The 24,651-nt window shown below is 47.4% G+C and carries 16 protein-coding genes; 9 read left to right on the top strand and 7 right to left on the bottom strand.

Going from position 1 to position 24,651, the window contains the following annotated elements; translation table 11 throughout:
• The first annotated feature begins 514 nt into the window (after nucleotides 1–514).
• Complete coding sequence (locus tag AM231_RS25235; protein ID WP_165593471.1) at nucleotides 515–2,080, top strand: class I adenylate-forming enzyme family protein; 1,566 nt, start codon at nucleotides 515–517, stop codon at nucleotides 2,078–2,080.
• 201 nt (nucleotides 2,081–2,281) lie between these two features.
• The gene (locus AM231_RS25240) at nucleotides 2,282–2,944 is read left to right on the top strand and encodes an MgtC/SapB family protein (protein WP_053490840.1); all 663 of its coding nucleotides are present in this window, start codon (nucleotides 2,282–2,284) and stop codon (nucleotides 2,942–2,944) included.
• A gap of 209 nt (nucleotides 2,945–3,153) precedes the next feature.
• Here the strand turns inward: AM231_RS25240 and AM231_RS25245 are convergent, their stop codons facing one another.
• The 6 genes from AM231_RS25245 to AM231_RS25270 form a co-directional block, all read right to left on the bottom strand.
• The gene (locus AM231_RS25245; RefSeq protein WP_053490841.1) at nucleotides 3,154–3,729 is read right to left on the bottom strand and encodes a hypothetical protein; all 576 of its coding nucleotides are present in this window, start codon (nucleotides 3,727–3,729) and stop codon (nucleotides 3,154–3,156) included.
• A gap of 173 nt (nucleotides 3,730–3,902) precedes the next feature.
• Nucleotides 3,903–5,129 carry a phenylacetate--CoA ligase family protein gene (locus tag AM231_RS25250; protein WP_054405137.1) on the bottom strand — a complete coding sequence of 409 codons (1,227 nt, stop codon included), beginning with the start codon at nucleotides 5,127–5,129 and terminating at the stop codon, nucleotides 3,903–3,905.
• Between the two features lie 38 nt (nucleotides 5,130–5,167).
• Nucleotides 5,168–6,286 carry a 3-dehydroquinate synthase II domain-containing protein gene (locus tag AM231_RS25255; RefSeq protein WP_054405138.1) on the bottom strand — a complete coding sequence of 373 codons (1,119 nt, stop codon included), beginning with the start codon at nucleotides 6,284–6,286 and terminating at the stop codon, nucleotides 5,168–5,170.
• 75 nt (nucleotides 6,287–6,361) lie between these two features.
• Nucleotides 6,362–7,123 carry an amidohydrolase family protein gene (locus AM231_RS25260; protein ID WP_054405139.1) on the bottom strand — a complete coding sequence of 254 codons (762 nt, stop codon included), beginning with the start codon at nucleotides 7,121–7,123 and terminating at the stop codon, nucleotides 6,362–6,364.
• Nucleotides 7,124–7,151: 28 nt separating this feature from the next.
• Nucleotides 7,152–8,525, bottom strand: a complete 1,374-nt coding sequence (locus tag AM231_RS25265; protein WP_242615307.1) for a phenylacetate--CoA ligase family protein — start codon at nucleotides 8,523–8,525, stop codon at nucleotides 7,152–7,154.
• 18 nt (nucleotides 8,526–8,543) lie between these two features.
• Nucleotides 8,544–9,350, bottom strand: coding sequence for a class I fructose-bisphosphate aldolase (locus AM231_RS25270; protein ID WP_054405140.1), 807 nt, complete (start codon nucleotides 9,348–9,350; stop codon nucleotides 8,544–8,546).
• Between the two features lie 547 nt (nucleotides 9,351–9,897).
• On the opposite strand from AM231_RS25270, the gene AM231_RS25275 reads away from it, so the two are divergent.
• The 7 genes from AM231_RS25275 to AM231_RS25300 all read left to right on the top strand — a co-directional run bounded on the left by AM231_RS25275 (nucleotide 9,898) and on the right by AM231_RS25300 (nucleotide 21,654).
• Nucleotides 9,898–11,619: a putative bifunctional diguanylate cyclase/phosphodiesterase gene (locus tag AM231_RS25275; RefSeq protein ID WP_207383689.1), complete on the top strand. Its 1,722-nt coding sequence runs from the start codon at nucleotides 9,898–9,900 to the stop codon at nucleotides 11,617–11,619.
• Between the two features lie 201 nt (nucleotides 11,620–11,820).
• Entirely contained in the window at nucleotides 11,821–11,970 is a 150-nt protein-coding gene (locus AM231_RS29315) for a hypothetical protein (protein ID WP_165593472.1), read from the top strand.
• 360 nt (nucleotides 11,971–12,330) lie between these two features.
• Nucleotides 12,331–13,419 (top strand): bifunctional glycosyltransferase family 2/GtrA family protein, encoded by a 1,089-nt coding sequence (locus AM231_RS25280; RefSeq protein ID WP_054405142.1) that lies wholly within the window; start codon nucleotides 12,331–12,333, stop codon nucleotides 13,417–13,419.
• 2 nt (nucleotides 13,420–13,421) lie between these two features.
• Nucleotides 13,422–15,713, top strand: a complete 2,292-nt coding sequence (locus AM231_RS25285; protein ID WP_054405143.1) for a glycosyltransferase family 2 protein — start codon at nucleotides 13,422–13,424, stop codon at nucleotides 15,711–15,713.
• A gap of 11 nt (nucleotides 15,714–15,724) precedes the next feature.
• On the top strand, nucleotides 15,725–17,578 hold the full coding sequence (locus AM231_RS25290) for a hypothetical protein (RefSeq protein WP_054405144.1): 1,854 nt from the start codon (nucleotides 15,725–15,727) through the stop codon (nucleotides 17,576–17,578).
• Nucleotides 17,579–18,067: 489 nt separating this feature from the next.
• Complete coding sequence (locus AM231_RS30290; RefSeq protein ID WP_131724799.1) at nucleotides 18,068–20,152, top strand: S8 family serine peptidase; 2,085 nt, start codon at nucleotides 18,068–18,070, stop codon at nucleotides 20,150–20,152.
• Between the two features lie 464 nt (nucleotides 20,153–20,616).
• Nucleotides 20,617–21,654, top strand: coding sequence for an alpha/beta fold hydrolase (locus AM231_RS25300; RefSeq protein WP_054405511.1), 1,038 nt, complete (start codon nucleotides 20,617–20,619; stop codon nucleotides 21,652–21,654).
• Nucleotides 21,655–21,776: 122 nt separating this feature from the next.
• Here the strand turns inward: AM231_RS25300 and AM231_RS25305 are convergent, their stop codons facing one another.
• Nucleotides 21,777–24,407 carry a family 16 glycosylhydrolase gene (locus tag AM231_RS25305; RefSeq protein ID WP_054405145.1) on the bottom strand — a complete coding sequence of 877 codons (2,631 nt, stop codon included), beginning with the start codon at nucleotides 24,405–24,407 and terminating at the stop codon, nucleotides 21,777–21,779.
• Nucleotides 24,408–24,651 lie beyond the last annotated feature (244 nt).

Consider the following 24,651-nt stretch of genomic DNA (forward strand, 5'->3'; position numbering starts at 1 on the left):
GACATTACAAAAACTCCCATCATGGTAGAAGTAGAGTTTTGTTTTTTCTACTGTCTACTATGATGGGAGCATATCAGTTTTCTTGAGCGGCCTGATCCTTCATTACTATAGAAATACACCCCCTAGAATTCATCGGAATAACCAGGGGGTTTTCCAATGTCTATTTTAAGGGGTACACTTCATAATCTGAGGGCGTTTTGTATGAGGTTTCTTTTCATTATCAAGAAAAAGCCATATCTGCAACGGAGTTGTGTAAAGTCCATCCAATAAGAAATAAGATGGGCAGTATCGTCAGCCTGAACGAAAGTTTCTTGGCATGATAGATAATGATGAACTATATCGCAAGTGACAATAAGTGTGCTTAGATGAATACTTGTACAATTTATCAGCAGGGTTGATGTATTTTATTGGAAATACTAATGACCAATCTTCCCGTATATATGGTATCCTCTTGTTATTCCGAGTCTTTATACCTGAATAATATAAATTTAAGAATTGGGGGGATTACATGCTTTTGTCTGAACGATTACCATTGGCAGCAAGACTGTACCCTGAGGCACCAGCGCTTATGCGTCATGGTCAAATACTAACTTATGGGGAACTTTATCGCCTAGCTAAACAGCTCAGCTACGCTCTATATTCCGAGGGTCTCAGACCTGGTGATCGACTTGCCCTCCTCGGAGATCCTGATCCCCAACTTGTGGTCGTGCTCTATGCTGCGGTTGAAATCGGTGTAATCCCGCTTGTTCCATCCCCTTTACTAACAGCAATTGAGATTGCGGCCATTCTTGAAGACGCGGAACCGAAGTTCTTGATCCATGACAATCGTTATGCAGATACGGCTAACTCTACGGTACAAATTCTCTCTAATCCACCAAAACTGTATACAACTGAAGAAAATTGTGCGATTTCTATATCGCTGAGTTTTATTTTGCGGAAGGATCTTACATCACCTCCTGTTGGTGCTTACAAACGAAGTGCTGATGACACAGCCGTTCTGATCTATACAGGCGGAACAACAGGTAGGCCAAAGGGAGTTATGCATTCCCATCGTGGCATGACAGCCTGGAATCAACTTACTCCCTCGGTTGGGTTCGGTTACGATATGGGACGCCGTGTGTTGCTCCTCAATATATCGCATCTTGTTGGGCAATTTCAGTTGTGGGCAACCATGGCTTCCGGAGGTTGTCTAGTGTTTCTGGATGAGTATCCGGCCAACGTGCACCGCATACTTGCGGCAGTAGAACGGGACCGGATTACGCACCTCAGCACGGTTGGCAAACTGCTTCGTGATCTTACACAACAGGCGTCTGCAACTGGCTTAGATATGACAAGCCTGAAAGTGATCGGTTGCGGAGGATCCATCATTGCGGAGGAAATTCTGCGGGAATCGATTGTTCAATTTCCAGGAGCGTCGATTGTCAACAACTATTCGCAAGCGGAATGCGGGATGTCTATCAGCCGATTATTTCCCATCCATCATCTGAACGATCCGATGCGTCTTCGATCCGTAGGTCGTCCAGCTGATCTAGCCGCCCAGGGAGAACAAGCCTTTCAAGTTCGGATTATCAATGAGGAAGGACGGGATGCCGAAATAAACGAGCCTGGAGAAATCGTTGTTCGTGGAGCGCAGATGATGACTGGGTATTGGCGCCAACCAGTGGCATCTAGTGAAGCCATGCAGGGCAGCTGGCTCCGTACCGGAGACGTTGGCTGTTTTGATGGCGATGGCTATCTGTACGTTTTGGATCGACTGAAAGACATGGTTATCGTAGGTGGGTCTAACGTGTACTGCGCCGAAGTAGAGCAGGCGATCTCAACGCATGAGACGGTTAGTGACTGTGCGGTGATCGGACTTCCACTTCCCTGCGAAGGTGAGGAACTCGTCGCTTGTGTAGTGCTGCGGAATGGAGGCAGCTTGAATTTGGAACAACTGCAGGTATACTGCGAACCCATTCTCGCAAAGCACAAATGGCCAACTCAGCTGTTCATCCTGAATTCTTTACCCCGAACAGTCGTGGATAAGGTGGATAAAAAGCAGCTGCGCAAGCAAGTATCTAATCTGATCTTTAAGGGCTAAACTGAAGATAAAGTTAGTTAAGTAAACGGGTCTATGAGAAAGGGTCATCCGCGAAGGATGGCTCTAATACTAGTCGCCTAACTCCCCCTAATAACTGCCGCCTACCTAAGTGGTCGCCTTGGACTTGTTCCAACATCGTGTTATTCTCTAAGAAATGGTAAACGGAACTGATGTCTATTTTATGGAACAAGGAGGAGTTTCATGGAGTTTGGATTTCTATTGCGCGTTGTGTTGGCCGGTGTTTGTGGGATGTGTATCGGATACGAGCGAAAGAGCAGGATGAAAGAGGCAGGGATTAGAACTCACTTTGTCGTTGCTGTAGGAGCGGCTCTAATGGTGATCATATCCAAATACGGTTTTGAAGACATCATCGGCAAGAACGGCGTGGGACTGGATCCGTCACGGATTGCGGCTCAAGTGGTTAGCGGAGTCGGATTTCTCGGGGCAGGCATGATATTCATGCAGCGGCAGATGGTGAAGGGCTTGACGACAGCTGCCGGGATATGGTCGACTGCGGGGATAGGTATGGCCATTGGCGCGGATCTCTATATCGTAGGGATAGGCACGACAATTCTCATATTGGTCGCTCAGAAGCTGCTGCATAGCAGAATCAACTGGTTGGAGGGCCCCAAGACAGAACAGTTATCCATACGGTTGACGGATGAGCCGGGGGCGATTGACTATATTATGAGTTTCCTCAAGGAAAGAGATATAACGGTTCTGCAATTTCATACGGAGAAGCTGAAGGAGTCTTCCGAACTCGCGCTGGACATTTCCATTAAGCTGCCTGGGGACTACAAAATAGAGAACATCATACCTCTCATACAGCTGTCACCATTGGTTACCGTTGTGGAGGTTCAATAGATGAATAAGCAGGCCACCGATTACGTCGGTGGCCTGCTGTGTTTGTTGTGTATGCTGCTGTTGATCATAGCCCCTAAGCTCCTGAATCGGGTATGAAAAGGTTGCAGGCTATGAGCCGCTCCATGCACCTTTCCACACTCAGGCTTTCCATTGCAACGAAAATGAGAAACATACGGAGGGCAAGCTTTTGGCGGTACTTGGTCGCCTATTTACCTTACCCTTTCCAGGCCAGTCCAACTTACTTCTCTGGAACGAAGGTAATGCTCCACCAAGCTCGGATTGAAGTATTCCAGCAGTTCCATACCGGAATCTTCACAACCGGAGAACTGAACCGAGTAGGTCTTGTAAGGGATCATGGCGTTTGGGCTAAAAAATATGGTTTCGGCAGGCTCTCCCTCCAGGTTGGTGATTTGGTCTGCCGGCCGCCAGCCCGCAGCTTTAACCGTCCTGCGGCTAAACACGTTCAGTCTTTTCATAATCTTCCCGATAGGTTCCTTATCTAACAGCAGCTCATCCAGCAAGTCTGCAGGCATGGACTCGGGCTTTAGAAATACGAAGTTATGTGAGATAGCATTCCCTAATGAATCAAGAAGGACCGACTCTCTGTATATCATTTCGCCAGCTGCCATACTCGGATGGATTACTTCCTGCCGGATGACCTTTGGAGTCAAGGAGCCGTTGACTATGGTTTCCAACAGATCGGTCGTTCGGCCATCGGTTGCCATAATAAGCTCGTAGACCAAGGCGTATGCAGAGTCGCACGGCGTGTGATCGAAATCTCCCATTACGTCATACCTCCTTGTAAACAATCCATCAGTCTGTTTCTCCGAATGTCATTCTACCTGTGAGAGCAGCCAATGGAATGATCATGGCGGGACGCTCCGGCAAACACCACAAACTAAAACATAAACATAACTGTATTAAGAAACCAATGATATGGATCTGAAATAGAAACTATTTAGATAATATAGACAGGCTTGCGGCTGGCCTCTTGCTGCGTCAGCTGTGCAGGGTCTAACAGCATGCCTGATTGGTCAACGACATTGACTGCTAACTGCAAAGAAGATGCCAGGCGTTCTTCCGTCTCTCTTATGTTCAAAGAGCCATCCGATACGTCCAACCGAATCTCCAGCCCGTCCGCAGTTTGCAGGCAGTTCCATGCAGCCGGGACATTCGGCAGGGAATATATACTCTCGTGAATATCCTTGGCGGTCAGATATACGCCATTCCTATAGAACAGATCGCTGATACGCCCATAGTGAGTCAGAATTCGGCCGGTATGTCCGCACGAGCAAGCTTCAGTACGAATGTTAACCAGATCTTCGTTCACATAACGCAGCAGCGGGGAGCCCTCGTGGGATAATGTCGTAACCACCAGCCGGCCGAGATCGGCATACTCAACCGGAGTGGGCGAATCCAGCTCCAACATTTCAAGATGGAAATCTTTCTCGGAAATATGCAAACTGCCCTGGGAACACATCGTCGCAATGTTTCCCGTTTCCGTGGACCCAAAAAAGTTATAGACGGGCACTCCCCACAAGTTCTCAATATGCCGCTTGCGGGCATCAGCGAAGAGCTCTCCGGCAACCCAGATTGCACGCAGATGGGGAAAGGACGATTTGCAATCGATTCCCAGCAGTCTTGCAGTCTCTGCAAGAAGCTCCATTTCACGCGGAAGCCCGGCAATAACAGTGCACTCCAGCTGGCTGATCAGTTCCAGCACCTTAGGATAATGGGTGATGGTGTTCCGGCTGCTAGACGGGACGATACCTGCGCCAGCCTGCCAGGCAGCTTCCTGAATGTAGAAAGCCGGCAGAGACAGCGCATAGGGAAAGCGATTCAGTACCAAATCATTAGAAGTCAGACCGTTGCCCGTGCGACGAAGCTGAGTTCCGCCGCGGATCAGGTCATTTCGGGTAAACCACGCAATGCTCGGAATGCCTGAGGAACCCGATGATTCATGATATTGAGCGATATCCTTCTTACTTACAGCCAATATCCCCCACTGCCCAGCCTCGCGCAGTTCTTTCTTCGTCGTGAACGGAAGACGGTGGATGTCCTCGAGGGTCACCCCGCTCAGCTCCATGCCGTCCAGTTTGCTCCGATAGAGGGGGGAATTCTTAATTCTCTTCATTAAATATCCGAAACGGGCTCTATGAATTTCGCTGTATTCCTTTGTTATCATTCAAGGTCCTCCTTGCTAAGAGCCGATAGGGTTTCCGCTTAACATTCGGTGATGGTTTCCGTAATTTTTACGCCGACATGTCTGCCGGGTTCACAGACATAAGCGAGAATAGAATCGCCCTCCTGGAAGGTTGTAGCACTTTTAGGCTGCCGGTCTCCATCGAATATTCGGATATGCCAGTCGTCCTGCACGATGGTGTTGATTGTTTGTCCTTCATACTCCGCTTCAATTAACAATAAGGGCCTGACTTCGATTTTCATTCGTCCAACGTTGACCGTACGAGCGTTTCCGTCATAGTCAACGGCCAGCACTTGGGTACCGACCCTCATGTCCGTAATATATTCCGTCATTCCGCCAGGGCACCAGACATAGGAGTGCACGGCTCCGGCATTAACCCGAAATGGACGGGTGTTCATATAAGGCAAGTAGTGGGTTTCACTGCATACCAGCAGTCCTCCGGAAGAAGTCGATCCTATGATCATACTTTCTTTTTCAGTCAGCAGGCTGGTCGTATCAATGCAGGCTCTCTCACCTGCTCCGATATGTACGACTTTTGTGACGGTTGCCTTTACGATTTCCAGCTTCTCCATACGACTCTTCGACACGATCTCATTCATAGACATAATTTCTCCTATCGATTCACTTGCAAGTAATACACCATCGGATCCGCTTTCCATAACATCGGAAGAAATACGGCCGCTTTCTGCACTGGATACCTGCTTGAGTATTTCAACATCTTCCGGCTGCAATTTGGCTAACACCAGCTCGAGCGGGATATTGGTATCATCCTTGAACTCCAGAATGAGGTGAGGGTTGTCCTTGCCCAAATCGCAAGCCTTATTCATTGTATCTTGATCGTAGATTTTCACGTACCAACCGGTCTTTAAACCCATCTTCTTAAGGGCATCAAGAACGGAGAGATTCTCGGAAATCCAAATATATGTATCCTTCGCTTGTTCATCGACCTGCTTCGCTTCTTCAATGTCTTCAATCATGACGGCCGTTGTAAGTCGATCGGAAATCGGATATTTCTCCACCTGATGAGGATAGAGCAGAACTGCGTGAAAGCAGCTTTGCTGATTCACCAGCGCGATAAAGTCTCCGTAATGGTCGCCCGCGACCGTTCTCGCATCAAACCAAACCTTTTTATTATTCATGGTCTCTGTACCTCTTCGTTTAAATTTTGTGTTCAGTTTCTTGCCCTACCCGTAATTCGAGCCTCTCGTCGCATGTTATAGTCCCAGCAAGCTGGACAATGTGCCGGAAAAGATTTTTTCTTTATCCGATGAGGAAATAGGGAGCCGTTCGATTTTCACTTTCTCCGTGTACGGATCGGACAGCGGGAATTCTGAGCCATAAAACATTTTGTTAGGACCCGCTTGTGCTGCAGCGATTTTTATAGCTAATGAGTTAGCTGTGGACGTTTCCAGAAACAAGTTGTCGGTCGTAGCTGACAATTCAATCGCTTCGTTGTCCAAGGGGCCGAAACCCATATGGCCGAATACGAAATTTGTTTTTGGAAATTCTTTGGCGAGCTTGCCCAAAGCCGGCGTACTGACATCGGGGGAGACGATAACATGCGTGTAAAAACACATATTCAACTCTCCACATAGCGCGGCCAGTTCCTTGGTGACCTGGTCGTAGAATGAGAACTGATGCACCAGCGGGGAGAGTTTTAAACCCTTGAAGCCATCATGGCTTGCTTTTTGCAGCTCTTCGAGGGCATCGTTGACCGGTTGATTCGGATTCATACAGCAAAAGCCGTAGAATACGTCCGGATATTTACGAATGGTCTCCAGTACAAAATCATTGCGAGGTTCCAGGCTCTCTGGTTTGCTCTTGCCGGTAATGTAGCTGCTCATTTTTCTCACATCAAGCATTCCACCAGGGACGATTAGCGCTTTGTCCACCTGGGCGGCTTTCAATTCCTCCAGTAATGTCTCAGGGCTGGAAAAGCTGGACGGGGAGACATGGGCATGTCCATCAATAATCATGTTCAAAACTCCTTATTTAATAGAGTCATTAATTTGGCTTCCTAATGATACGATTTACTTTGCTGTATGTACGCGGCAGTTGGCTTGTGACCTTCACGCGAAAATCAAGACCGATCTTCTGTTTCATATGACGCTGCACTTTCTCTGCGATCTCCTCTTCTGTCAGATCTGTTTTGAAGGGCTCTACCTCAATCGTAAAACCTTCCTCATCCAGGATGAAGTGATACCACATCGATATATCCGGAACTTCCATTAAGAAATGCTCAAGCATCATTGGTGATACCGGTTTGCCGTCAATCTCCAGCTGCCCTGCCATTCTTCCTCTGAGGTGGAGGGTATCCAGCTGAATGCCAAGCGAGCAATTAGACTTTTCCAAATATCCGATGTCGCCGGTGCGGTAACGGATGAAAGGCATCGCTTCCTTAAGGAGCGAGGTCATTACGATTTCGCCGACTTCCCCGTATGCAAGCGGTTCTCCAGATTGAATATCGACCACCTCGACTTTGACATGCCCTTCCGCAAGGTGATATCCGTGATGTTCGGAACACTCTACGCCGATCACACCGATCTCCGTAGAGCCGTACAAGAAGTGTACGGGGCATTTCCACCAGTCCTCCAGCCGGTTACGGAATTGGGGAGAACAACCCTCACCAGTGATCCATATTTTCTTCAAGCGGATATCTTCGCCAAGCACAATGCCTAGCTTCTCGCATTCCTCTGCCAAAATAGAAGCGTAGGATGGGGTGGTGATCAGAATCGTTGCGTTGTATACCTTTAGGATGTCGAGGGTCTTATCTATTGTTGAGAGATAGCCACCCTTTCCCAAAGAGAGAACGGTAGCCCCGTATATGAATTGATATAATCGCTGAAAGCCTAGGGCTGCTTGAGAAAATTCATAAGGCAGGGCAATGCCGACAACATCATTTTCATGGTCGTCAAACAAAGTGGTGTACTTGGGAATGAATTCATGGATAAATTGATCTGCCAAGGAATATGAAAGATATAGTGGCTGTCCCGTGGTGCCGGAAGTTGTATGGACCTGTCCGATTTTCCTGCTGTCACAGCAGAGCAGCTTGTCCTTGTCACCCTGAAGGGTGTCTTTGATTAAGAAGGGAACCCGGCTCAAATCCTGTAGGGAATCCAGCTGAGGACTATCAAACCCAGCTTGGATTAGCTGGTCTCTGTAATAAGCGTTGTTATCCCACACATACTGCAGAGTCAAATTCAGAGCATGCAAGTGATATTCTTGAACTTCTTCTGGGGATACGTATTCGATCGTAGTGCCACGGTCATGCCAATTATCAAAAAATGTAGACAAGGATTGGATATGAGTCTTCTCTCCATGTAGAACTGCGCCCATTACTTGAGTCTGTGGTGGATTTGCCCTCGCAATAGAATTCATGGCTTCCTCCTTATATCGTTAAAATACAGTCAAACCGCTGCTTGCTTCGTACATCTCGAACACATCGGCAGGTTTTTTTCGTTCATGAATGAGCAGGTTTATAGCCTGAAGCATTCTTGACGGATCCTTATCTCCAAACACATTTCTTCCTGGACAGATCCCTTTGGCTCCAGCTAACATGGCAGCATGGATCTCCTCAAACCATTGCAGCTTGTCTGCGGCTTGGGTGCCACCTGCGATGAGAACAGGAATAGGGAAGGAACCCATGACATCAAGCAGAGAGCTTTGATCGCCAGGATACTCAACTTTGACCAAATCTCCCCCTAATTCACCTACCACCCTTACGGCATGGGCAATATGTTCTGCACGGCGCTGCTCTTGATGTACATTCACCATTGCAAGCAGCGGCATTCCCCATTTGTAAGCCTGATCGGAGAGCTGACCGAACTCTCTCAGCATGACAGCTTCCTCAGGAACCCCGAAGTTGAGGTGAACGGATACGGCGGTGACTCCAAGCGAAAGGGCATGCTCCAGGCTCGTGATGATTTGCTTGAAGGTAGGGTCCTTGCTCATGGAGGTGGATGCCGACATGTGAAGAATAAACTCGGTGGGTGGGGCTGATAAGCCTGATCGCAATGCCCAGTACAAGGAGCCTTTGTGGCCGATAATTGCCTGTACTTGATTCTCACAAGCTTGTTCGACGAGATCAGGAATGTTTCGCAGTCCCTGGATAGGACCAAACGTTGTTCCGTGATCAATTGGAAGCATGATCGCTTTCCCTGTTTTGGGATGAAGAAGTTTGGACATTCGAATGATCTTATTCATGGTTCGCCCCCTTCAGGAGAGAAAAATATGGATACAACCCCATTTGATTACAGAAAATGGTACAGTATTTTTAAATTGATAGGAAGAGGGTTAATTTGTAAAAAAATGAAATGATATATCGAAATAACAAGAAATTAAGTAAAAATTGGATATTTATTGTATTTTTAATAAAATCGTCACAAAATTAATGCTTTAAATTGTAAATATATGTAATATAAGAAGAGGCGTAGGATTTTTCTCTCTCCATAGATTCATGGAGCTGTTACATAAGTGAGTAAGGTGCTAGCGTAAAATGCCCAATTATGAGTTAGAACGTAGAGGAATAATCCCAGGAATTGGGGCACTTGGGTCTACTATTCTATTAGGATTGGAGAAATTAAACATATTTAGAGGGAAAATCCGTTCTGATATGGAATGTTGTTTACAATAATAAACTTATTTTAGCCGAACGAGGTGTCGATCTATGAAATTGCCGAAGGTTTGGACAAAGCGCCTTATGCATCTCACGCCAAATATCGTTATCATGTTCTCAACAATCACTCTTTCCATGAATTTGATTAAAGATGTTAACAGTTCGCTTGGCCTGGCCTACGCCCTCATCTTCGTTGGTTTTATCTTTACATCGATTCTTGTCAGACCGATATCGCTCAAATATGTGCTGGCCGGTGTCGCTTTTTTTGCATTCTTTAACGCACTCCCGGAATTATCTTTTGATAGGCTGATCGGGGTTATGAACCTATCGCTGATTCTGCTCGCATTCCTCCTGCCATCACCTCTACCGTTATACCTAGTCGCAGGATATTTAATTTATTTCACACTATCTTATTCTCTCAAAGAGTCGATGGAGATGATTCGTCCGATTGTAATCGGTATCATTGTGAATTCGGTCCTTTATTCTTTACTGGCATTTTACTTCCGGAACCTGGAGAAAGAGAACGAGGTTAATGTAGAGTTGAATACAAAACTTAACCAAGCTTTCGGCAAGCTGGAGCATATTGCTTACTATGATACGCTCACCAGATTACCAAATCGCGAATTGCTCAAGCAGCGGATGATAGAGGAGATGTCCGGCGAAGCGCAGATGGCTGTTCTGTTTCTTGATCTTGACCATTTTAAGAACGTTAACGATATGATGGGCCATAATGCAGGGGATCAGATGCTGCGGGACGTTGCCAGTCTTCTGCGCGAAACGGTTGGCCATGTCTGCTTCATTTCCCGTTATGCGGGTGACGAGTTCGTACTGATCATGCGCTTCCAGCAGGAGGAAGAGATTGAAGAGCTGGCGGGAAGGCTGCTGCATGCGTTTCGGACCCCATTTCAGATTGACCAGAAACAGATTTATTCGACGCTGAGTATCGGGATCAGTCTGCATCCGAAGGATGCAAGTGATGCCGAAACGCTGATTCAGTACGCTGACAAAGCGATGTACAGTGTTAAGAGCGGAGAAAAGAACGGATTTCGATTTTTCTCGGCCATCCGGAGCGAGGAGCTTCTGCGTCAAGTCAAGTTGGAAAACGATCTGCGGAGCGCATTGACCAAGAAGGAGTTTAGCGTTCATTATCAGCCATTGGTGGAAATGAACACGAGGAGAATCCGGGGAGTGGAAGCACTGCTGCGTTGGACACATCCGGAGCTTGGGCAGATTTCGCCATCCGTATTCATTCCACTGGCTGAGCATACCGGAGCCATCGTTGAGCTGGGTGAATGGGTTCTTAGCGAGGCATGCAGGCAGGTGAAGAGCTGGCAGAGAGCTGGAAACCCCGACCTTACATTAGCTGTCAATATCTCGATCCGTCAGTTTAAGTCGCCTAAATTTGCTTCAAGAGTGTTACGTATCTTAGAAGAGACAGACTTTGAGCCCGCTCTTCTGGAGCTGGAGGTTACGGAAAGTATGGTGCAGAATCTGAATGAATCGATTACGATTCTCGGAGAACTCAAGCGTCAAGGTGTGAAAATATCAATCGACGATTTTGGAACGGGGTACTCCTCCCTGAGCGTCTTGCGGCATATGCCTGTAGACTTTCTTAAGATCGACCGTTCGTTTACACGGGAATTGACGACGGCTGTTCCTGCTGCTTCGATCGTCAAGCTTATCATTGATATTGGACATAGCATGAATCTGCAGGTCATCTGCGAAGGCATCGAAATTCAAGAGGAGTTCGATATGCTACGGCAATATGGCTGCCAGATCGGACAAGGCTATTACTTTTACCGGCCCTCCTCTCCAGAGGAGATAGAGCTTCTGCTTAGTCGCAGAACCTCTGCATGACTAGGAAATTGGCCATACCCATATGTGGGTGCTGCGAGACGGTATACCCTCCTCTATAGGCAAGGCACAAAGTGGCTGTTATATAGAAGCGTCAAGAACAGTTCCATGTTTTTGACGCTTTTTGCTTTGGATTATCATCTTGGAAGGGACATTAGCGGCATCTGTTTTGAATAAAAAACTAACACTAAGGAGTGTTGACCTTTGATCACTATATTTGAGGAACAGCGTAAAGGAGCTATTGCGCACACAATCGAGCATGCTCAGGCATCGCTTGGGAAGTGTCTGGAAGTCATCGAACGAACGGATGGTCTTACAAGCAGTCAGTTACGATTCAGTACAAAGATAATCTAATCATGATTGGGGCGGCAGCTGCGAGTTTATCGTTACGGTTGGCCCGCAGGAGGAAGAGGATGAATTTGTTGAGCTCACTGTAGGTGGCCAAGCTTGTGAATTTCCCCAGATGTATGTTGTAAACCTTGAGCTTGTTAAATACGAAATTTTCCAATTAATAGAAGATTCGCCCTCCGAACTAGATTGGGAAATCATTCATAAATAATAGATGAAATATAAGTCCCGCCATTCCTCATTTATGTAGTCCCATTCTACTATTATTTGCTAATGTTTCTCGTTTACTATCTATTAATTCGGTGTTATACTCACAATATTCCAGGGGAATTTTAGCGAAAATATAAAGAATTGGGGCTTATTAGGATGATTATGGGGAAACAAAGCGAAACCATTATCCTTATTCCATCGCTTGAGCCAGATGAAAGACTATTGACCTATGTGCAGCAATTGCAAGAATACGGTCTAATGGATATCGTCATCGTAGACGACGGCTCTGGGGAGAAGTACCAGCCAATTTTTGAGGAGCTCCAAGAGAATGGTTGTGTTCTGCTGCGTCATACGGAAAACAGGGGAAAAGGCGAGGCGCTCAAGACCGGTTTTCAGTATATCGAACAGCACTATCCGGAGGTCTCCTCCGTGGTGACTGCAGATTCGGACGGGCAGCACGCAGCAGAGGATGTATACCGGCTTGCCGAAGAAGCCAGGCTCCATCCTGATGCACTCGTTCTCGGGGTAAGGAACTTCAGCGAGGGAGGAATACCGCCCAAGTCTTTGCTGGGCAATCGGATTACCTCCATTTTTTTTGCCATGCTGTACGGCAAGCGGTTATCGGATACCCAGACAGGGCTTCGAGCCTTCGGTTCCCGGCTGCTTGGATTTATGCAAGGTGTTCGCGGCTCCCGGTTTGAGTACGAGCTGCAGATGCTCATCTCCTGTATTCAGTCCAGCATACCCATTCATACGCTGCCGATTCAAGTGATATATGAGAATGGAAATGCGGGGACCCATTTTAAAGCGATCCGGGACAGTGCCCGCGTGATGAATGTCCTATTCTCCAACTTTCTACGGTTTATATCCTCTTCGGTTGCCAGTGCGGTCGTCGATTTAGGCATCGCATGGTTTTTGATCGATTTCTTGCGGCCATTCTTGGGCCAACAGGATTATCTCAGAATTCTGCTAGCAACGGTGATTGCAAGGATCGTATCCATCATGGTCAACTATTTGCTGAATAAGAACTTTGTCTTCAAGAAAGAAAATAGCCCGGGAACGCTTTGGCGCTATTTGGCGCTGTGCGCGCTCGTGATCCTGTTATCCAGCACCGGGGTATACTTGATTCATACATATCTATTCTTAGATGAGAAGATAGCGAAATTCGTCTGTGATGCCTTGCTGTTTCTGCTCAGTTTCCAGATGCAGCGGCGGTGGGTCTTTGCAGCAAGGAGGCAGAGGTAATAGTGCAAAACGAAAAGCGGCAAAATGTTCTGTTTGTCGTCACGATGATCCTCATGTCGATCTATTTGTTATGGCGCATGATTTTTACGCTGCCATGGGATCAAGGTTTTCTGAATATCCTGTTTGGTATCCTGCTGGTCGTGGCCGAAACGGTAACGGTGCTGACTACCTTTGAATTATTTCTCCAGAAGATGCAGAAGGAGCGCACCCAGCTCCCCTTTCCCACCATTCCTCCGGAGCATTATCCGGATGTGGATGTGTTCATTGCCACGCACAATGAGCCGGTTGATCTGCTGTACAAAACCGTAAATGCCTGTACGTTCATGGATTATCCAGACAAGCAGAAGGTTCATATCTATCTGTGTGACGATGGCGGACGGCCCGAGGTTGAAGAGCTTGCCAGACAGTTCGGTGTCGGATATTTGGGCTTCCCCGGAAATAAGGAGGCCAAGTCCGGCAATCTGAATAACGCACTGAGCAAAACTTCTTCTCCACTCATCGCGACATTTGATGCGGACATGATTCCGCAGCACACCTTTCTGATGAAGACCGTGCCGTATTTTCTGCTCTCTGAATTTATAGAGGAGAACGGGAGGTGGCGGCCCCGCCAAGAAGATGAATTGGACGACAAGCTCAAGCTGGGCCTAGTTCAGACACCCCAAAGCTTCTACAATCCGGATTTATTTCAATTCAACCTGTATGCAGAGCAGGAAATACCGAACGAGCAGGATTTTTTCTCAAGAGAGGTTAATATTCTGCGCAATGCCTCCAATGCCGTAGCTTACACGGGTAGCAACACGGTCATTTCACGGAAAGCGATGGAGGAGATCGAAGGTTTTCCGCTGAAAACGATCACCGAGGATTTTGAGACGAGCATCCGCTTGCAGCAAGCGGGCTATATTACTTATGCCACCCAGGAGGTTCAAGCCGCCGGGCTGACCACGACCACCATCAAGAGCATGATTAAGCAGCGTACCCGCTGGGCAAGGGGCATTATTCAAAGCTTGCAGAATACCCGTGCTATCTTCTCCAAGAAGCTTCCCGTCTGGACGAGAATTACTTACTTAAGCAGCTTCTTGTATTGGTGGTCTTTTTTTAATCGCTTAATATTCATTCTAGCTCCTATTCTATTTGCACTATTTGACTTTCAAATTGTTAATACGAGCTTTTGGGAGATTTTAATTTTCTGGCTTCCGTCCTATTTCTGCTACAGTATGTCGATGCGTTATCTGTCCAGCAATATTCGTAATCAGCGCTGGAGTCAAGTCATCGATACGATCTTTATGCCGTATTTGATTATGCCCGTCCTTCTTGAAACGCTCGGCATCCATGAAAGGAAATTCAAGGTTACCAATAAGAACAAGGGCACCGGCCGTCAGTGGATGTCCTCCTTGCTGTATGCAGTTCCGCATATTTTCCTGCTGGTGCTATCAGTTGCGGCAATTATCCGCTTTGTGGACGGCAAGTACGGCTTGGCATTGTTCTACAGCAGCATCATCATTTTCTGGCTGACCTATAACATGGTTGCATTATTCTACGCTTTATTCTTCATGGTCGGCCGCCGCGCATATCGTGAAACCGAGCGGATTCGGGCGCAGGAGGATGTAACCATCCACCACAAAGCCGGCAACATGCGCTACCAGGCCAAGACGGTTGATGTATCCGAGCAAGGCATTGCTCTGTATGTGTCATCTCCCATTTACCTGCCGCAGCAGACGACGGTTTCTTTGGTCGTGAAAACTGACCGCTACGAGGCGAATCTCGATGCAGTTATCGTCTATGTGAAAAAGGACGGAAAGGGCTGGCGCTATTCTGCGAAGGTTCAGCCGGTAACGGAAACGGATAAACGCCAATACATGCAGATCATTTATGATCGCAAACACTCTTTGCCAGAGCAGATGAATCTATGGGATACCGCCTATGACGATATGCTTCGCAATGTGAAGAAGCGTATCGTTCAGCCTAGATCGGATCAGCGCACAATGCCGCGTATTCCGCTCCAGCTTCCGGTTGTTTTCACAAACGGGGCCAGCTGTACGCTGTGCAGCTTTAATTACCGCTTCTTTTCCGTTACCGGCCTGCAAGGTGATATTTCAGCAGGAGCTGTGGTTACTTTTTATACAAAAAGTCAGATTGAAGTAGTATTGCAGCATACAGGAAAAACAGCGGCCGGTCGGGGCGAGGTGCTTCTCTCGGTTAAGAATATCGACGATATTGCGGAGCGGGGCCTGATCGATCAATTGTTGGATGATCTAAGCTATCCGCATTCTGAGAGTATCACTAGAGAGGGTTAGGAGAGATCAAGATGCTGATTATGCTTCAACTTGTGATGGGAATCTTATTGGTATTCTCCTTTCTGGGTTACTTGCTGCTTGTTCGGAAGGTACTCTCACTACCGTGGGAGTTTACGCCTGTATTCGTGTTCTCATCGATTGCTTGTATCGTTTTCTTTAGCGGTTTGGCAGGACAGCTCTATATAGGCAGCATGGTTGTCATGATTCTGGGCTTGCTTGCGTTTGCTGCGATGGTGTTTCTCTGGCTGCGCAAGGGAGCAGCCTTTCGTATTTCCTTTTCCCTATCTCAACTTTGTTTTCTGGCAGGAAGCATCATTTTTCTGCTGGTGCTGTTCCAGAACAAATTGACGCACTACGATAATTTTTCACACTGGGCGATCGTCTTGAAGCAGATGTTAAGCACGGATGCCTTTCCGACGCCGGATTCGAATCTGATTGATTTCAAGAATTATCCGCTGGGGATCTCGTCTTTTCTCTATTACGTCTGCCGATTTGCAGGGCATTCTCAGTCCATGATGCTATTGGCGCAAGGGCTGCTGATCTTCTCCTGTTTCTATGCCATGTTTGGTGTCGTAACCGAAAAAAGGCGCTTTCTTCTGTTTGCTTTTCTCGGATTAGGCCTTTCTACGCTTTCATTTTTCAATATTACGATCCGCATCAACAATCTGTTGGTGGACTTCTTGCTCCCAATTTATGCGCTGGCAATCATTGCAATCGTCCATCGGTATCGAGATGATATGAAGCGGGCATGTATCGTGGTTCTCCCACTAGCCGGGCTGCTGACAATCATTAAGAGCACCGGTATTATTTTTGCGGCAATCGGCCTGATCTTCCTGGTGTATACCTGGTTGACCCATTGGAAGAAGCCCGGCTGGAAAGGTGCACTCGCTGTTGTCTTGACGCTTGGTGGCGCATTGCTTCCATACTTCGGCTGGAGCTGGCGGATGAAGACGGTATTTCAGGGGATCGAGAACAAATTCGATGTTTCAACCTCGGGTCTTCAGTTGGAAAAAACTCCTGAGCAAATGCGTGAAATTATATCACTGTTTCTAAAGTCCAGTATTGACCTTACAACACGGCCGGCGCTCGGGATTGTCATCTTCCAGGTCGTAGCGATTGCGGCTTCTGTATTTGTGGCCGTTGTGCTGAAGAAGAAATGGAATTTGTGGAAAGCGCTGATCGCCCTGGATGTCGTACTGGTGTTGTACTATACAGGGATACTGGGGCTATATCTCTACTCCATGCCGCTGGATGAGGCGATTTGGCTGGCAGGGTTCGAGCGGTATGCATCGAGTATTGTGGTGCTTTTTGCCGGCGGGCTGGTGCTTTGCGCTGCTGTAGATTTGGAGCGTTCCTTCTATTACAGGATCGGTGAAGTGCCCGACTATCGCGCATTTAAGAGTGTCCAAACGAAAGGTTACTATCAAAAAGGAATTATAGCCTGCACCGCTATTGCCATCACCTTGCTGTTGTCGGAATACAACGGCATTGTCTCTATTGCAAAAAGCTACAATACGACGCTACCGTATAAGATTCAGGCGGTTACCGGAGATCGGTGGTACAAAGGCGGCGAGGAGGATAACAGCAGGTATTTGTTCTACGCCTCGGACGCAGATATGCAGGTAACGAATTATTACATGCAGTATGTCGGGAAATATTTCTTGTATGCACCGCAGGTGGACGGGATCGTTTTGTTCTATGAGGATAATATGGACAACCTCTTGAGCAGCTACGATTATCTGGTTGTCGTGGAGACCGATTCGGACGCGAAGCGCTTGTTGAAAAAGCATTATAACGTTGACATGCAGGAGGGTATCTACAAAATTACCCGTTTGGGGGATCAGATCAGTCTTGCGCTGCAATAACGCTATGCTCCTAATAGAAGCCTGCCCCATCAGGGGATTGTCCCGAGAATAAAGAGGAGGCGGGTAGGCTGTGATTAGCTTGCATCTGCCGCTGAATATAAGTAACGACAAACAACCTCTCTGTAAGCATACAGAGGGGTTGTTTGTTATGGGCAGATCAGCGTGCATAACGCTATGCGGTGAGGTCCAGGTATTGTTGGCGAGATATTAAGGAAATTCTCTGAATGAGCGTTCGTTTTTTACCAAAATAAGATATAAAAGTATGTCATAGGAATAAAGTGTCATTTATTTACCATTCGTTCCATACTTATGGTGATGAGAAGGGGGGAATCAAGGAAATAAGGGAAACGCACTGAAAAGGGGCGTGAATCATTTGGTTTTTTTGTATTGCTGTATGTGCTTTCTTGGCATCATGGCGAACTCCACTTCATCATGCAGTAAGCAAGAGACCAGAGGACTGGCTCATATTTATGCATGGAGGGGATTTTAATGATGAGGAAGTTAGCAAGTTCTTTGTTGGCCGCTATTTTGTTAATGGCAAGTCTCTTTACAGGGGTATCATTTGGCAGCTCAACTCAAAGCTCCTCGACGGATTATATGGAAGGTCAACTCGTTTTGTCGATTGCGGAATCACTGGATGCCAATTCACTTCAAAACGCTGATCATACCTTGATGAAATCAGCCCCCCTTACGAAGAACGGATTTGCGATTGCCGATTCACTTTTCGGACAAGATGTTGGTACTTTCTCTGTACAGCAGCTAGATTATGACGTCAGGGCTGCAGCGATAGAGAATATGGGATGGGTTTACTTGATCGAGTACTCTGTAGATGAGTACGAGTCAATTGATTCCGCTAAAAAAGCATTGAAGGCAACCTTGGATAATCTCGGTGTCGAAGTTCGGTATATCTCTGAAAATCGCAAAATCTACGCGTTGGAAACTCCCGTCATGGATGATATATCAATCCAAGCTATTCACAATAATCAACGTTGGCATTATGACATGATAAAGGTACAGCAAGCCTGGGGAATCACGACCGGATCAAGCTCTGTTCGAGTGGGCGTGCTGGACACGGGAATTGACAGCAATCATACGAGCTTGAGAAATCTGGTGAACACAAGTTTGGGGCGGAGCTTTGTTGACAATACCACCATAGATCGTCATGGGCACGGCACACATGTAGCGGGTACAATTGCCAGCTATGGATCCGTGTCAGGTGTCATGCAGAACGCGACCTTGGTTCCGATTAAAGTGCTTGGCGACAGCGGTACAGGCTCGATGTACAGCATTCAACAAGGGATCCTTCACGCCGCTAATATAAGAGCCGATGTGATCAACATGTCGCTGGGTGGCGGAGGATATGACCGTGGAATGGAGGAGGCAATTCAAACAGCGGTTGGCCTTGGCACAATCGTAGTGGCGGCCACCGGTAACGAAGGGCGCTCAAGCATCTCTTATCCGGCAGCTTACAGCGGCTCGATTGCAGTGGGTTCTGTTACATCAAGCAGAACGCGTTCGAGCTTCTCCAATTATGGCCCAGGTCTGGAGGTCATGGCTCCGGGATCGAACATATACAGCACGGCTCCTAACGGTCAATACGCAACGATGTCAGGCACCTCGATGGCGACTCCTCATGTGGCAGGTGTAGTAGGACTCATGAAATCGGTCAATCCGAGTCTTACTCCTGCTGCGGCAAGAGATATTCTCAGAAATACGGCGCAGCCTGCAGGCAACGCTAATCAGTATGGTTATGGCATTGTTGATGCGCATGCGGCTGTGCTGGCAGCAGGAGGCGGTGGAGGTACGCCTCAGCCGGGTCGAGAAACCAGAACAACGGTTCAAACGGATAAAACCGTGTACCAGCGTGGGGACAATATCAATATCACGACAAGAGTTACGGACCAACAAGGCAATGTGCTGCAAGGGGCTTCCGTAAACTTCACCTTGACCCGTCCAAACGGTACAGTTGTCACCAATACGGCTTCAACGAACAGTTTGGGAATAGCGACCTGGTCGGTAACCTCCAATGCGCAAACCGCACTTGGCAGTTATCAAATTGCAGCCCAGACCACACTGTCTGGTTATCAGCCGAGTTCAGCCAATGCATCGATTCTGTTCAGCGATGGTGGCGGTGGAGGCGATACGCAAGCCCCGAGCACACCTGGCAATTTAACGACTACAGGTAAAACTGCCACCAGCGTATCGCTTAGCTGGAGCGCTTCGACTGACAATGTGGGCGTAACAGCCTATGAAGTATACCAAGGAAGCACATTAGCTGCGACCGTCACGAATACCTCAGCAACGATCACCGGTTTGACGCCTAATACCACCTATACATTTACAGTTAAGGCGAGCGATGCTGCAGGCAATCGGTCTGGAGCAAGCAATGCCGTGACGGTTACGACCGATACAAATTCATCACAACCGTCTCCGGCGCCTTGGGCCCAGGGAGTATCCTATAAGATTGGAGATGAAGTAACGTACGGCGGATCAACGTATCGGTGCATTCAAGCACATACTTCAATGGTAGGCTGGGAACCACCTGTTGTACCGGCATTATGGTCAAAGAAATAAGATGGATCAATTGAAGTTGACGGCTCATATTTGAGTTCGGTTCATAGGGAGATGGATGTTAAGCATAAACCAGCTATCCTGCTGGGCTGCATCCATGCTCCCATTTCTCTTTTTAAGGAATAATGGGATGGCAGGGTGGCTCCAACAACAATACGGCTGCTGGATATAAGTGAGGGTAAGTTTTTACCTAAGGCATGGATAGGAATAATGAAACCATTACTTGCGACGGAAAGGAAAGAATGGGCGGAGGGGGCAGCGAGGGAATTCTAAATGAACTCATCCACTGAATAGGAAGTAGCTTCGTGAACGATAAAATATTGATCATGCTTGAGATATCACTTTGGGCTGTGAGAAGGAAGGAGAGGCAATCATTCGCTGGGCTTACGGCGTAAGGCCGATGTTAACCTTTGTTAATAAGAGTATGATTGGTTTTAGAAAAACTGCTCTTATACGGGGGTGAGACTATCAAAAAGATAAGAAAGATTTTGCTATACTCGGGAGCAGTTATTATATTGCTTGTTGGGTTAGCAATCATTTTTCCCACTTGGACGCCCAAAATAGAGGGCCCAAACAGCATAAGCGTACTTGAGCAAGTCGAAATTAATGGCACGGGTCACGAACTGATGGTACGAGGCCAGGATAAAAGTAATCCGATTGTTATTTTTGTACACGGAGGTCCTGGCGTTCCAGAAATCCCTTATGCCACCAAGTACCAAGACCTGTTAGAGAAGGACTTTACGGTTGTCCGTTATGACCAGCGAGCTAGCGGGAAATCTTATCACTTTGGAGAGGATTATTCCAATCTTTCGACAGATCTATTAGTGGAGGATTTATTGGCATTAACGGATTACATATCGGCTCGTTTCGAGCAACAGAAGGTCATACTCATCGGCCATTCGTTCGGAACGTATATTGGCATACAGGCGGCACAGCAAGCTCCTGACAAATACGAAGCCTATATTGGCATCGGGCAGATGTCTAATGTTCTTGACAGCGAATGGGATGGTTTGAATTATGTGATCGAACAAGCAAAACAGAGTGGTAATACGACCGACCTCCAATATTTGCAAGGTTTAACCGAAAAAGTCCGAAACGGCGATATGTTAATGCCTCGCCATTATGTCCGGAAATATGGCGGTGCAGCAAGACTGATCGATCCTAACGCGGATATGGAAAAAGGTTTATGGTTTGGACCTGAGTATAACTTATTAGATCGTATCCGTTATAACCGTGGCGCAGCTTATTCACAAGACATTTTAATTCAGCAAGCCATTGCCGAGCCTCTGCCTGCAATCGTCACTAAACTAGATTTACCGGTGTATTTTATTATGGGACAGTACGATTACATGACCTCTGCGAAATCGGCCAAAGCATACTTAGATCAAATTGATGCACGTTCAAAGGAATTCATAACATACGACCAATCCGCTCATTATCCGCAATTTGAAGAGAAGGAGACATTCTCCAATTGGATGGTGGATTCATTTGCTAAAATCCATTAACCTACATAAAATCAGGGCCCTCTTAGGAACGAGAGGGCCCTGATTTATTATTAGATATGATATATCATCCGTTCCTGCAATCGGGTGCTGGCACCTGATATGTCTATCCAAGCTTACTCGGTTTATTCCGGTGTTCCTTGTGTCACCCCATGAACATAGGTCTGCCAAGGAGTATCCAGCGCTCCTTGGCCCGGATTATAGGTGAAGAAGTATTCGACCGTATCCCCATGCTTTACATTATTGACAGGGTAAGTATAGTTGCCGTTCCCAATCGGGTTCATGGCAACGTTCAGCTGCCCGCCGTTGTTAATCTTATAGTGCAAATCGGCAAAGGTTGCGCCATTGACATAGAACTGCAAGTTATCGCCAAGCTTCCTTAGCCCCTTCACTTCATCGCCGATGACGATTACGGTGGATGGTGCCGGCACCACGGTGATGGTGGTGCTGGCGGTTTTATTGCCGTCGGCGGTCTTTGCCGTGACAGTAGTCGTACCTGGAGCGATTCCAGTTACAACACCGTTCGGACTCACGGATGCAATGCTGCTGTTTGCAGCCGACCAGGTGACCTGCTTGTTCGTAGCATTGGACGGTGCCACGCTGGCATTGACTTGCACATTCTGTCCGACTTCCACCTGAGCTGTGGATGGATTCACTGCTACGCCGGTAACAGGTACGTTTCCTGGGTTCTGGCCGCCGCCATTCCCTTCTTTATACACACGTACATAGTCCACCTGCATCGTTGCAGGGATATCAGACGGATCCGGCGTCCGGCCGCCGTCAAAGGTGCCGCCGAGCGCCAGGTTCATGATGAGGTAGAACGGCTGATCGAACGGAGCATTCGGATTGTTTGGTGCTGCTGCCGAATACCATTGATCCCGCGTTACCTTAAAGAAGAACTTGCCGTCGACATACCATTTAATGTTGTCCTCTTCCCAGACGACCGAATAGACATGATAGTCACTGGCAAAGGTCTGCCCTGACGGGAAGTGATATTCACCGGAAAGATACTGGTTCGCTGGCCATTGTCCGCCAAAATGCAGGGCGCCGCTCGTTGTGCCAGGCAAGCGTCCTCTTGCTTCCATCACGTCGATCTCACCGGTGGATGCCCATACGCCATATCTATTATCTTTCGGAAGCATCCAGAGGGCAGGCCAGATGCCGTTGCCTGTTGGCAGCTTGGCACGGAAGTCCACTCTGCCGTACGTGAGGGAAAAATGATTCTTGGTTGTTATCTTCCCGGAGGAGTATGGCGCATACCGATTCGGATCCTGCGGGAACGATTTTGGCTCGTTCAAAGCTCGGATATTTAACTTTCCATCCTGTACAAAAACATTTTGTGAACTAGAGGTATAGTGCTGCAGCTCCGAATTGCCCCAGCCCCAAGTGTTGGGATCATCATTGAGGTAGTAGCCAAGATCATAATCCCATTTGCTTCGATCAAGCGAGGTTCCGTTAAATTCATCCTGCCAGATGAGATTCATGCCCTCAATGGCCGGATTGCTTGGCGTTCCAATCGGAATATCCTCCTGATCGGTGACATCTGGACGAGGAGCGTTCGGGTTGCCAATGAAGGTATAGTTCACGAAATTACTGCCCACATTTCCACCTGCCTGACCGTTTAATGGATAGCCGATACGGATCTGCATATCCTCTTGGATCGGTTGGAACCACAGGCCATAGATATGGTCTGCCCAATATCCCCACTGATTGGCCGCCGACATATTATTGTAGCCGCTTGCCGAATATACAAATCCGCTCTGACTGGAATTGTCCAAGTTTATCCACTGCCCGTTGATGTTAATCTGGTATACGAAGTTGCCAAGCTCGGTGCTGATTGGCGCACTTCCATCAATCTTGGGTAGCGGAATACCAATAGCGCCGCTCGGGTCGGCCGTAAAGGTCGTTCCTTCATATGGCGTAAGAACATAGGAATTTCTTACAGGCTCATTAAAGGTAATGGTATACACAATGTTAGCTGAAGAGGTCTTGGATTCCAATTTAACGTTGATCGACTCCGTGACGTTAAACCAATAGCCGCCGCCTCCATCAGTGAATTGACCGAAGTTCTGATCATATATCCAGCCGCTGGCTGCATTATTGTCGATATTGATCCACTGATTGCTGTTTACAGGCTTCACATATAGCTTTAAATCATCGGCTACAGCAGCATAGGTAATGGCTGGATCATGATTGAATATCGGGTAGGTAAACCCGGCACCGCCTGTGAAGCCTGCCGTGATTTGTGGGCCTTGCGTAGGGGTCATCGCGGTGATGGTCGTTTTGTTGATGTTTTGAAACACAAGGGTATAATCTAACGTCACCCCGTTTGCTTTGGAGAATAGCTGAATTTCAGTCGTTTTGGAGAGGGTGAACCAATAGCCATTAAAGCCGCCATCATTCCAGTGCCCCCAGTTCTGGTTATAGACAAAGCTGCTGACACTGTCGATATCGATCCAACTGCCGCTTACTTTCACCTTTACACCCAAGTCCTGAACAACATCATTCCAGGTGGCAGAGCCTCCGTTAAAGATCGGCATGACAAAACCATAGCTGGCCTGGCCAACCCCGGACTGGGTGATGACAGGTCCATCCGCGGCCGAAAAGTAAGACATCGAAGTTATGGTGTCTCGTGCCGCAGCAGCCTGGACCGTTGGCGTTGGCAATAGGCTGATACTAGCCAGCATGACGATCGCCAAGTACAAGCTTATTACTTTTTGGCCATATCTCCTTTTTGAAATTTGCAATTGTTTCATAAATACCCTCCCTTTATTGATGGATTCTCCCGGGTTATGCGCAGTCTGGGAAGCGCTTACAGATGTGAACATCTTCATTCTATAGAATCTCATCATCGGAAGGATAGGCTTCATTTTTTTGGTTATGGCCCAATATTTCGGGTTACCTTACAAAGCCTTTTTTGATAAATCAGGTGAAAAGTAGGAAGACCCATCTCAAATGTTCACTATAATGGAGATAAGTGGATTTAGTTTCTCATGAGCA

Origin of the sequence: Paenibacillus solani (assembly GCF_001277345.1) — a bacterium.
Taxonomy (GTDB): Bacteria; Bacillota; Bacilli; order Paenibacillales; family Paenibacillaceae; genus Paenibacillus_AQ; species Paenibacillus_AQ solani.